We start from the raw sequence: 11,498 nt of genomic DNA, 5'->3' as shown, positions 1-11,498 counted from the left end.
CTGGAAGCACCGTGGAAGCAAGCAGTACGAGAAAAACACTGTGACGGACCCGTAACAGATAATGCCAACCCGTAGGATACCGGCGCTGTCAAAACCTTCTTCAAAACCGTCAAGGCCGAACGGTTTTGGCGGAGATCGTGGAGCATACGACAATACGCTGAAATGGCGACCTCCGGGCTTTCGCAACAATAGCGCAAGCAATTCATTGGCCTCCAATCCCGCTGAGCCACGCACTTGTCGCTTCAAGCCCTTTTCGCAAGACAGCAAACATTTGCTCGATTTCACTTTCGCTAATGATTAGGGGCGGTGAAAGAACACACATGTTGATCACAGGTCGAACCAATAACCCACGTTTCTGGCATTCGATATCGATCTGGCTACCAATCTCGTAGTCGCACCCCAGATCGCTCTGGGGATCACCATCGACTGAGCACTGAACGCATCCCATCAACCCCATGCCGCGCACATCGGTAACGATGTCAATCTGACCCAACTGCTGTAGCTGATCCTGAAAAATTGGAGTGACCCTTCGAACGTGTTCGAGAAGCTTTTCCCGTTCAATAATTTCCATACTTTTCAGACCAGCGGCCGCGCTGACCGGGTGGCCAGAATAGGTGTAGCCATTTGAGAAGGTAGCATCTTTCCCTGCAACATCGGCGATCAATCTATCCGAGATAATCGCGGCGCCCATCGGTGCATACCCAGATGTCATTCCTTTGGCACAGGTAATTATGTCTGGCTGAATGCCAAAAACTGCCTCAGACGCGAACCAATGGCCCAATCGTCCGAAAGCCGTCACTACTTCGTCGGAAATGTATAGAACATCATACTTCCTGCAGATGTTTAGGCAGCTTTCGTGATATCCTTTTGGCGGCACGATCACGCCGCCAGATGCCAGAACCGGTTCGGCGATAAACGCGGCAACATTTTCTGGGCCAAGCGCCACAATGGCGTTTTCCAGGTCGGAAACTTTCTCTTTCAGAAAGCTCTCTTCGCTTTGACCAGGCGCACGATAAAGCGGATTCACGTCTGGCAAGAAATGTGCGAGGTCATCCGCCTTGTCGAGCCAAAGCCTGTCACGCTCTTTTCCACTGACGCTGGCCGCCAAAAAAGTGCTTCCATGATAAGCTTTTTGCCTTGAAATGATTTTCTTTTTCTCGGGGCGCCCCAGGAGGTTGTTGCGGAAATGAACAAACCGGATGGCCGTATCAACTGCGGTGGAACCGCCGGTGGTAAAAAAGACATTGTTCAAATCGCCCGGCGCACGTTTGGCGATTTCGCGCGCGAACCGCGCAGTAGTCGAGTTGGAATTGTTAAAGGGTGAGAAATAGGCAAGGTTTCGAGCCTGCTCAGCCATGGCCTCGGCCATCTCCTCTCGGCCATAACCGATCTGGGTGCACCACATGCCTCCCGGTCCGTCGATCAAGCGTTCGCCTTTTTCGTTCACCACATGGATGCCGCTGGCAACTTCAATAAATGTCCGGTCGTTTTCGCCCAATGTTGCCATCCCTTCCCACGGGTGCAGGAAGTGGTCGTTATCCCATTGCTTGACGTTAGAGTTATCCACGGCGGGCCATGCTTTCTGTGCTCATCATAATTGGGAATTCTTCGCGAACCTGAGCGTCTGAGGCGCCGAAGTAGTTGGGGAAATGGCTCTCGAGAATGGAATTGGCCTTGTCACGGGCGCGGTCCAGCAGATCAGTTTTGCCTTCGTTTTCCCATGTGTCCGTGCGCTCACGATCCATGAGCCGTGGGTAGACGAATTCGCTGTTCATATAGCTCAGTGTGTGCGGGTTGCCGAGGAAGTGACCAGGATCAATGGCACACTGGTGGATCACATCCACCGCCATGGTTTCATCTGTGACCTCTATCCCGCGTAACGATCGCAGGATCATACCACCCGCTTCGTCATCGATGACCATGCTTTCAAAGCTGCATCCCATCAGGCTACCGATCATACCCCCGAATTCGCACAGGCGATTGGCACCGGCATGAGCGGCAAGCGTGAAGGTTAGCGCCTTTTCCAACCCGTATTGCGCGTCGGGTATCTTGGCATCAGTCATGCCTGCGCCGACAGAGGTTGGCAGGCCATAAAAGTTACCCATCTGAATGGCTGCGGCCCCGATCAGAGCCTGTTCGCCACTACCGCCGGTGAACGACCCGCTGCGCAGGTCAGTGATGAAGGGCCAGGCGGCAAAGCAGACCGGACAGCCCGGTGTGATGAGGTTTACGATGGCAACGCAGGCCAGCGTTTCGGCCACGGTTTGCACCAGCGTTCCCGCAAGTGTAGCGGGGGCTGTGGCCCCGGCCTGAGGAGGCACCGCCAAATCAACCGTCAGGCCTAGCTTGGCGGTATCAATCAGGATTTCCATGTTTTCCTTGCCGACCCGCAAGGGGGAAACCATGGGGCAGCCGCCAAATATGACGCTTGGCTTTTTCATGAAAGCACCTTCGCCACCTTGAGCAAAATCAAACATGCGGATGGCATGCGGAATATGGCTGCGATCGCGGAAGGTCAGACAGGCAGGTTTTTGACTGCCTGCGAGAATGGCATAAATGGTGTTCATGTCATGAGCGAAATCATCAGTCACATCGGTGGCCAAAACCGTGTCGCCCAGCATATGGATGTTGTCCAAACGGTCCACCAGACGGGTGAAATCATAGACATCGCGCAGGATCGAAGGGCGATAAGATTTAGTTTCGGAATCGAAGGTGGTCACGGCGGTGCCGGAGTTGGCGAAATAGACGCTCTCCGCCGAGCAATGCATGTCGTCTTTGCCTTCACGCTCTCCGCGGGCATAGACGTAAAACTCCTTGGCAGCACCAGCCAGGATGTCTTCCATCAGTGCGCGGGGGAAGCACAGCCGATTTAGATCATTCATCACCGCGCCCTTGGGCAGCACCAGATCAAGTAATTCCGGGAAATGATCGGTAATGCCGGTTTTTTCCAGAACGGTCAGAGCCGCTTGATGGATGTTCTCCATATCTGTTGGGGTAAGCGGCTTATAGCGGCCGCCACTTAATCCCCCACGCACGGCCTCATTGCCCGTGGTCGCCTGTTGAACCTTTATGCGCGCGGCGCGCCCACCACCACCGCGACGGCGTGATTTTACCTCAGCCATTACCGGCCATCCTTTGTTCTGGTTCCGAGCGGATCATGGCAAAATAGAAATCGTAAAAATCCTGGATCGAGGTTTCCATTTCGCCCAAGGGCCCCGGTTGGAAGTATTGAGAATTAACGCCGGACTGGTTGTGCCGAATGATGCGTTCGTCATCCAAAGATGTGACATGCCAAAGCCAGGTCAGGTCTTCCTTGTTGTAATCTTGGCCTTCTTCGGCATCAGCGTTAACCAGCCAGACCACCTGAATGTCGGTTTCTTGTAGACCACGTGGAATAAAGCGGTAGCCCACCATGTGATCCGAATAGATCAGGAACCAATTCAATGGGCCAATATCAAAGTCAGTTGCGCCACCGTCGAAGCCTTTCAGCGTTCCAAGTAATGGCGCAAGCGCCTCACCCGATTTGCTGCCGGTTTTGTAACCTTGGTAAAGCGGGTAGCGTCGATAGTACCCGCTGGTGAATGGGGTGGGCGCAGCCTCGCCAACAAGCGCCAATTCATCAGGTGTCAGCCCGACTTCTAAAGCCCTTGCATTTAGCGGCTCGACCAAGCCAGCCATGTCTTGTGGCGATTTCAGGCTGTGAGAGCGAGAGTATTCTTTGTGTGCTGGTCCGCAGTGGTAGCATTCAAGATAGTTCTCAACCGCCAGTTTCCAATTCGCGGGAACCGGAAAAGACGCCGTATGCGCCACTTTCAGATCGTCAAAGCCATAGGGTTCGACGAGTGGCGAAAGCTGGCTGAGGACAGGATCTAGCGATGGCGTGTTTGCATCGGCACACACAAAGATCAAGCCTTTAAAGACACTCACCTGAACGGGAAAGAGCCCGAATTTGGATGGGTCAAAGTGTTCCCCCATGTTATGGCCAGCACGAAGTTTCCCCGAAAGTTCATATGTCCAGGCGTGATACGGGCAAACAAGAACACGGGAGTTGCCAGACTGTTCAGTGCAGACGCGAGATCCACGATGGCGACAGACGTTCAAATGAGCGCGAACTTCGCCTTCGCGGTCGCGAACAATAATGATGCTCTCCGGGCCATAGTCGAACAGGAAATAGTCACCGGGTTTTGGGATTTGGCTGACATGCCCTGCCCAAAGCCAGTTACGGTTCCAGACCTGGGCGATGTCATAGTCATAGATGTCTTGCGAGGTATAGAATCCGCGCGGCAGAGCGTGGCCGTGCTGGTGCGAGGCCATCAAAGCATCTAACTCAAACGGTCGGCTGTTCATCACGTTTCCTCCAAATCGACTATCTCGCGGCGAAACCAATCCTTGTCTGCTTCTGCCTTTGGGCGTTCAAAATCGCGGGCCGCACGGTGGCCTGCGAAGACAGCGTCGACGATCAGTCCTGGAGACGCGGCATCGCCTATAAGTTCGAGGGTCTTCAACCCAACCCCGCGCAAGCTGTCGTAAAGCGCTGTCTCTCGCTGGCGCTCGGTAACCAGAACTGTCGAGGCACAGGGAATACTCGCTTCGCGACCGGTAAAGGCACATCCGATGCGGGCCATGTCACCTTCAACCGCGGTCAGCACCTGATTGCAGCGAATGTCTATGCCAAGTTCGATCAGACGAGCCTGAATACGGGGCTGCTCCAAAGTATGTACGGCGTAAGCAGAGACCAAACTCTCCGGCGTGACAAAGACCACCGGATATCCGGCAGCTGCCAGTTTTTCTGCAATCACACCTGCCAAATAGATATGGTCATCATCATAGATCATCACCGGGCCATTCGGAGGCAATATGCCGTTCATGATATCATCAGGTGTCAGCACTCTGGCGCTTTGCTCGATATGAGGCATACGGCGCTGGGTGTTTCGCCCCATGCCATCCGTACGCCAACGGCTGCCGGTGGCGACAAAGACGTGTTCGACGCCAAGCTCTGCCACCTGATCGCCGTCAAGTCTGCTGTCGGTGAACAACTGAACGTTGCCGCGCTGTTTCAGATCATTCAGGCGATAGTCGACGACGCGCGACCAGGCCGCTAGGCCGGGAAGCCTGCTTTCCTTTGCAACACGTCCACCAAATTCAGCTGAGGCTTCGGCCAAGGTCACCTGATAGCCGCGCCGTGCGATTTGCATGGCACACTCAAGACCCGCGGGTCCGCCACCGATTACCAGTGCTTCCGCCTCGCTTTTTTTCGGTGCAATGATCTCAGGGTGCCAGCCGCGACGCCATTCCTCGCCCATGGTCGGGTTTTGGGTGCAGCGGATCGGAATACCCAGATTGTCCGAAGACACGCAGATGTTGCAGCCGATGCACTCGCGAATTTCGTCGATCCTGCCTTCTTCAATCTTATTCGGTATGAACGGGTCCGCAATGGAAGGTCGCGCCGCTCCGATAAGGTCGACAATACCTTTCTTGACCATCGACAGCATCATATCGGGGGAGGTCAGGCGACCGACACCTACCACGGGTTTCCGTGTGATCTGTTTGACGTGGGACAGAAACGCGTTCTGATAACCATCTTCCGGCTGGAATCTGGTTGTGGCACTGTCATTGGACCAGTCGGCCACATTCACATCCCATAGGTCCGGAAGATCGGCCAAAAGCTCGACCACGGCACGGCCTTCTTCTGCGGCCTGCATGCCGTCGGCGCCCACCATTTCATCAATCGCAAAGCGGAACGCCACGGCACAGCTGTCACCTACAGCTTCGTGGGTATCTTCCAGCAATTCGCGCGTCAGGCGCACGCGATTTTCAAGCGACCCGCCATATTCATCACTACGCTGGTTCATATGAGGCAGCATGAAATGTTGCGCCAATGTCATGTTGTGTCCGGCATAGACGTAAATGATGTCAAATCCGGCCTCTTTCGCGCGCAAGGCGGCCTCGCGATGCCAGTGGCGGAATTCCCGGATATCGGCCTTATCCATGGCCTGCGCCTGCTTGGGATGCGTCATATCAACGGACATCTCGGACGGAGCAAGAACCGGAGCGCGGGTCAGCAGGTTTTGCGCATGATTGCCATTATGTACCAGCTGGATGGCCGCCAGCGCACCATGTGCATGTACTGCATCTGTCATCAGCCGCAACGCAGGCACATCGCGCCCATCCCACAATCGCCCCTCGGCATAGGGGGACAAGTCCGAGGTCGGGTGTATCTCGGTCTCCTGATTGGAAACCACTGCCCAACCACCTTCAGCCTTCATTCCGCGGACGGCAGCATCCGCCCGTGGCCTGAGGTGTCCCAGCCCGGTGCAATGCGGCACTTGATAAAAGCGGTTTCTGGCTGTGACGGGCCCGATCTGAACCGGTTCGAAGAGCAGAGCGTATGGGTTCGCGTCCGACATAATCACGCGTTTTTCCTATATTTGGGTTCCGGAGCCCGAAGGCCCCGGAAATATGGTTGTGTTAGAATCCGGCTTTGATCCGTTCAAATTCTGCCAGCATTTTTGCCTCCAACTCGGGGTTCACCGCGTCAAAGAACAAACTGCTTTCGAAGAAGCTTTTCGGATCGGCAAAACCATAGGCTTCGATATTGGCTTGATCGGCAACTTCGAAGGCTTTTGCGTTGGAATGCGGGTAGCCCCAGTTGTCGATGATGTATTGGCCGCTTGCAGGATCAGTAAGCGCGTTCAACAGATCATAGACCTGATCGACCGGTGTCGTGGAAGACTTCAGATGCACGTAGCCACACGCCCAAGTCGCGATACCTTTGTCGACGTCACGCATCATGGCGGCAGGCACTTCGTTCCAGATCAGGTTCAGTTCGGACTGGTTCCAGGCCCAACCCATTTCGATCTCACCGCTGGTCATGGCCTGATCAAACTGACCTGCATCGGACCAGTAAAAGCGCATGTTTGGGTGGATTGAGCGCAGGAAATCGGACGCTTCCTTGAACTGCTCATCGCTCAGGTTGGTGTAATCGTCAGCATTTCCAGTGGCGAGCGCTGCCAAGGCATATGCGGATGACGCGGCATCCGGGACGGCGATCTTGCCTGCATAGGCCGGGTCCGCCAACATTTGCAGCGAGATATCATCGCCTGAGATTTTGTCGGTGCGATAGATAAGGCCCGTGTTCCCCCACTCGAACGGCAACATGTAAAGCTTGCCGTCTAGGACGATGGCGTCGACTTCCTTAATCTCAGGTAAAACATCGGCCCAATTGGTCAGCTTGCTTTCATCGAGCGGCTGGATCAGGTCGGCTGCGACCCATTTCCGGACCGCGTCAGAACAAGGATGCGCCAGATCAGCCGTGAAACCCGAACTCAGTTTCGTAAAGGCTTCCTCCTGACTTCCGAAATAGGAATAGCTTGGCGCCTCATCCCCGTATTTTTCCATGTAGCTGGCAAAGAACCCGGGGTCTTCATATCCCGACCAGTCAAAAACCGTTAGATCAGCGCCACCTGCCATGGCACTTCCCGTACTTATCACCGTCGCACATGCGAAGGCCGCAATTCCCTGAACTCTCATTTTATCCTCCCACTATTTTACTTTGTGTCTGTACCTAGATCGATCACGCTTGCCCCCTGAAGCCCCAGCCAAACTGCGTCGCCGCGTTTGAAATCGACCGTGTGAAAGTAGTTGGGAACCGAGACCGAGATTGGCTTTTCGGCTCCCGCAACCTGAATGTGATAGTGAATGTTCTCGCCATAGAAGGCGACGTTGCTGACAGTGCCTTGAACCGTTGATGGATAGTCTTCTGGCTTTTCAGCAGCGATTTCCAATTGTTCCGGCCGAATACCGATGTTCATATCTTTTGCACTGGTCGCAACGTTGGGGTTTCTCTCAATCTCAATCCGCCCGAAAGCAGCCGCATCGATCGACAATATATCGCCGGTTTCTCCCAACATCTGGGCAGGCAGTATGTTCATCTCACCAATGAAACTGGCGACTTGCTGATCACAGGGACGGGCATAAAGCGTGGTTGGTGTATCCACCTGCTTGAGCCGTCCGTCGAACATCACACCAATACGGTCGGACATCGTCATTGCCTCATATTGGTCGTGGGTGACCATCACAAAGGTGATGCCAAGCGACTGCTGCAGATTGCGCATTTCAAACTGCATCTGCTCGCGCAACTTCTTGTCGAGTGCTGACAAGGGCTCATCCAACAATAACACTTTGGGCCGCATGATAAGCGCGCGGGCAAGCGCCACCCTTTGCCGCTGCCCACCCGACAATTCACTTGCGCCGCGATCCTGAAGACCGCCCAGCTCGACCATTTCCAGGGCCTCGGCTACGCGCTGTTCGATCTCGGCCTTGGGCGCCTTGCCCCGCAAGCCATAGGCCACGTTGTTCCCGACGTTCAGGTGCGGGAAGATGGCGTAGCTCTGAAATACCATGTTCGTTGGACGGTTGTTGGCCGGGACACCTTCCATATCCTGGCCGTCGATCAGCACGGTACCCTCGGTCGGTTCCTGGAAGCCCGCGATCATCCGCAATACCGTAGTCTTGCCGCATCCCGAGGGGCCGAGGAGTGAAAAAAACTCGCCCTCTTTGAGATAGAGATCGATCCCGCTGGCCGCCAGGAATGTGCCATAGCGCTTTTCGACGCCCCTGAGTTCTATGATGTTTCTGTCTGTCATCGGACCTCTGATGCGGATGAGCGGCGGCGGAAGTACTCGGCCAGCACCAAAAGCAGAACCGAGGTTAGCAGCAGGATAGAACCCAAGGCCAGAACGTTTGGAAGCTTGGCGGGGAAACGGATCTGGCTCCAGATATAGACCGGCAGGGTTGGCTGGTTGCCTGACAGGAAAAAGGCCAGGACGAACTCATCGAAGCTGACCGTAAAAGTGACCAGCATGCTGGCTACGATACCGGGGGAAACGACCGGCAGCGTCACGCGGCGGAAGGTTTCGAACACGCCGACGCCCAGATCGTAAGATGCCTCTTCCAGCGACGCGTCGAAGTCATCAAAGGCAGACTTCAGGATCGAAACGGAAAATGGCAAGGCAAGGAACGTATGGCCCAGAACAACGGTCAGCAGAGATGGCTTGAGACCGAGAAACAGAAACAGGACCAGCATTGACGAGGCCACGATAATGCCAGGTATGACCAAAGGCAGCATCACCAAACCTTCAGCCGCACGCTGACCCCGAAAACGATAGCGAACGAAGGCGCGGGCAGCGAACAGCCCCATAGCGGTGGATAGAATTGCGACGACCGTGCCGACGCCAAGCGAATTCCACAGGGCCTGAATTAAAGTATCCTGCTCGCCCAGCTTCCGATACCAGTCCAGCGTCCAGCCCTTGATCGGAAAGGCAACGATTGTACCGCTGTTGAACGAGAACAAGGGTAAGAACAGAACTGGCAGGTACAGAAAAACCAAATACAGGAAAGCATAGGCTGTTAGGGTCGAGGGGCGCTTCATCTGATCCTCCTCCCAAGCTGGGTGGCGGTAATGACAAACACGATGGCGACGAAACCGACTGAAAGCATCGCGATCAGCGAAAGTGTGGCGCCGAGAGGCCAGTTGTTGGCGGCCCCGAACTGCACCTGAATAAGATTGGCGATCATCTTCCCGTCCGATCCGCCGACCAGCGCTGGAGTCACATAGTCACCGACAGTCGGAATGAAGATGATCAGGCAAGCCGCAATGATCCCTGGGATGGTCAACGGCAGCGTCACCCGCATGAAGCGTTGCAAAGGACTGTTGCCGAGGTCGGTGGCGGCCTCCAACAGGCTTGGATCGATCTTCTGTAACGAGACATAGATCGGCAAGATCGCAAAAGGTGCCCAGGCATGAGCAAGCGTCAGTACGACAGCGAATTCATTGTAGAGTAAGAAGTCGAGTGGTTCGTCGATCAGACCAAGCATCATCAGTGCAGAATTCATCACTCCGTTGAACCCAAGGATGAGTTTCCATGCAAATACGCGCAGCAGATAGCTGGACCAAAACGGAATGGTGATGAGCAGAAGCCAGATGGTCTTTTTCCGGGCCTTCATCGCGATGAAGTACGCGATGGGATAGGCCAGTGCGACAGTGACTACCGTAACTGCTCCGGCAATCCAGATCGACCTTAGCATTAAATGTCGAACCAGCGGATCGGCAAACGCGTCGCTATAGTTTTTCAGCGTCGGTGTCTTGTCGAGCGTTACGTAGGTTTGGGTCCAGAACGAATAGGCGATCAGGATCACCAAAGGCGCCGCCACCAGAAACCCCACGTATGCCGTGGCTGGTGCGCTGAGGGTATAACCCCGGGACGCTTCGCTACGAAAAATCACCCTATCTCCCATCTCGGTACTTACGAGTCTATAATGGACGATCGTCCATTTAATGTTGCGCCAGAAAGGCCTTTCGTGTCAATCTTCCTGTGAGCCACCCATATGAGAAGACCCTAAGCTAATGGAATCATTGAATAGAGTGACAGAGCCTAAAGGGAGAAAGCGTAGCTCGAAGCGCGATCCAGAGGCCAACAGGCAGCTTCTGATAAAGGCGACACTGGATACTATTGCTGATATCGGAGTCACCGATACCTCGGTCAGTCGCATCTGCGAGCGCTCAGGTCTGTCGCGCGGAATGATCCATTTGCATTTCGGGGGGAAGGACAATTTGCTGACGGCAGCGGCCCAGCATTTCAGTACTGAGTATTATGCCGAGATGGACAGAATGACCGATCTGGGCTCGGATGCCTCGCCCGAAGAGCGAGTGATGGCTGTGATCGAGGCGGATCTGTCCGAAGCTTTGCTCAATCCACGAAGTACGAAAATCTGGCATGCATTCCGAGGTATCGCGAGCTCACACCCTGGTATTGCCCGATACAGCAGCACTCAGGATCCCAAACTTGTCGAGACTTTGCGGCGTGCGTTCACGGAGATAGCCCAACAAAACGGACATGATCCGAACTTGGTGAATGATGCCACTAGCGGAACGTTGGCCTTACTGGAAGGTATGTGGGTAAATTACCTTACCGATATGCAGGTTTTTTCGCGGCGAGGCTCTGCTGAACTTATTCGAAGATTTTTAGGCGGACTTTTTCCAGGAAAATTCAAATTGTGAGCCTTCACGACGCTCAGGTTTGAGATGGAAACAATGCCTCTTCCTGGAAAGCAACTACTGGTATTGGTGAGGCCTCTAGAGTCTAAGTGGTATCCACCTAGCTATTGAAAAATCTCGACGTCCGCTGTGCGCTATTAGCGGACTTTCACAATTAAACTTTGTAGTCCGAGATGCGCAACAAAGTGAGGTTTTGCAGCGTTATTGACGTCGTGGTGTGGCTATGCACCCGTTGGTCCAATCTTCAAGCTGGTCGGGAAAAGCATCGACTGACTTCGCTCGGCGCCTGCGATAAATCTCGACATACATGCCTCCAGCCTTTGCCGAAAAGCATACATCATCCAGAGTTTTCACACAGCCTCAGTCCAATACACCATCAGCTGAAAGCAAGCATGGATGTTTGCAGCCAGAAGCTACAAGGTAGCACACGATATCCAGGACG

9 protein-coding genes are annotated in these 11,498 nt (G+C 54.4%); 1 reads left to right on the top strand and 8 read right to left on the bottom strand.

Annotation, left to right across the window (positions count from 1 at the left end):
- Positions 1–202 precede the first annotated feature (202 nt).
- From AC2FIP_RS19075 to AC2FIP_RS19040, 8 genes are all read right to left on the bottom strand, one after another.
- Entirely contained in the window at positions 203–1,567 is a 1,365-nt protein-coding gene (locus AC2FIP_RS19075) for an aminotransferase (protein ID WP_496787735.1), read from the bottom strand.
- Positions 1,560–3,122, bottom strand: a complete 1,563-nt coding sequence (locus AC2FIP_RS19070; protein ID WP_496787733.1) for a trimethylamine methyltransferase family protein — start codon at positions 3,120–3,122, stop codon at positions 1,560–1,562. The genes AC2FIP_RS19075 and AC2FIP_RS19070 overlap by 8 nt, the downstream gene beginning before the upstream one ends.
- Complete coding sequence (locus AC2FIP_RS19065; protein WP_496787731.1) at positions 3,115–4,347, bottom strand: aromatic ring-hydroxylating oxygenase subunit alpha; 1,233 nt, start codon at positions 4,345–4,347, stop codon at positions 3,115–3,117. Before AC2FIP_RS19065 ends, AC2FIP_RS19070 begins: the two co-directional genes overlap by 8 nt.
- Entirely contained in the window at positions 4,347–6,407 is a 2,061-nt protein-coding gene (locus AC2FIP_RS19060) for an oxidoreductase (RefSeq protein WP_496787737.1), read from the bottom strand. Before AC2FIP_RS19060 ends, AC2FIP_RS19065 begins: the two co-directional genes overlap by 1 nt.
- A 61-nt stretch (positions 6,408–6,468) precedes the next feature.
- Positions 6,469–7,530 carry an ABC transporter substrate-binding protein gene (locus tag AC2FIP_RS19055; protein WP_496787729.1) on the bottom strand — a complete coding sequence of 354 codons (1,062 nt, stop codon included), beginning with the start codon at positions 7,528–7,530 and terminating at the stop codon, positions 6,469–6,471.
- 17 nt (positions 7,531–7,547) lie between these two features.
- On the bottom strand, positions 7,548–8,645 hold the full coding sequence (locus tag AC2FIP_RS19050; RefSeq protein WP_496787727.1) for an ABC transporter ATP-binding protein: 1,098 nt from the start codon (positions 8,643–8,645) through the stop codon (positions 7,548–7,550).
- Positions 8,642–9,430: an ABC transporter permease gene (locus tag AC2FIP_RS19045; protein WP_142640356.1), complete on the bottom strand. Its 789-nt coding sequence runs from the start codon at positions 9,428–9,430 to the stop codon at positions 8,642–8,644. The genes AC2FIP_RS19050 and AC2FIP_RS19045 overlap by 4 nt, the downstream gene beginning before the upstream one ends.
- Positions 9,427–10,296 carry an ABC transporter permease gene (locus tag AC2FIP_RS19040; protein ID WP_282121016.1) on the bottom strand — a complete coding sequence of 290 codons (870 nt, stop codon included), beginning with the start codon at positions 10,294–10,296 and terminating at the stop codon, positions 9,427–9,429. Before AC2FIP_RS19040 ends, AC2FIP_RS19045 begins: the two co-directional genes overlap by 4 nt.
- Positions 10,297–10,405: 109 nt before the next feature.
- Between AC2FIP_RS19040 and AC2FIP_RS19035 the strand changes: the two genes are divergently transcribed.
- Positions 10,406–11,059, top strand: coding sequence for a TetR family transcriptional regulator C-terminal domain-containing protein (locus AC2FIP_RS19035; RefSeq protein ID WP_496787725.1), 654 nt, complete (start codon positions 10,406–10,408; stop codon positions 11,057–11,059).
- The last annotated feature ends 439 nt before the right edge of the window (positions 11,060–11,498 follow it).

The organism is Ruegeria sp. CDSB114 (genome assembly GCF_059611025.1).
Note: the sequence above shows the minus strand (reverse complement) of the source record. Positions and strands in the feature narration are given on the sequence as shown.

Coding starts and splice junctions, on each gene's coding strand:
- AC2FIP_RS19060 (WP_496787737.1), bottom strand. CDS start 6,407: ATGTCGGACGCGAACCCATACGCTCTGCTCTTCGAACCGGTTCAGATC.
- AC2FIP_RS19050 (WP_496787727.1), bottom strand. CDS start 8,645: ATGACAGACAGAAACATCATAGAACTCAGGGGCGTCGAAAAGCGCTAT.
- AC2FIP_RS19040 (WP_282121016.1), bottom strand. CDS start 10,296: ATGGGAGATAGGGTGATTTTTCGTAGCGAAGCGTCCCGGGGTTATACC.
- AC2FIP_RS19055 (WP_496787729.1), bottom strand. CDS start 7,530: ATGAGAGTTCAGGGAATTGCGGCCTTCGCATGTGCGACGGTGATAAGT.
- AC2FIP_RS19045 (WP_142640356.1), bottom strand. CDS start 9,430: ATGAAGCGCCCCTCGACCCTAACAGCCTATGCTTTCCTGTATTTGGTT.
- AC2FIP_RS19065 (WP_496787731.1), bottom strand. CDS start 4,347: ATGAACAGCCGACCGTTTGAGTTAGATGCTTTGATGGCCTCGCACCAG.
- AC2FIP_RS19035 (WP_496787725.1), top strand. CDS start 10,406: ATGGAATCATTGAATAGAGTGACAGAGCCTAAAGGGAGAAAGCGTAGC.
- AC2FIP_RS19070 (WP_496787733.1), bottom strand. CDS start 3,122: ATGGCTGAGGTAAAATCACGCCGTCGCGGTGGTGGTGGGCGCGCCGCG.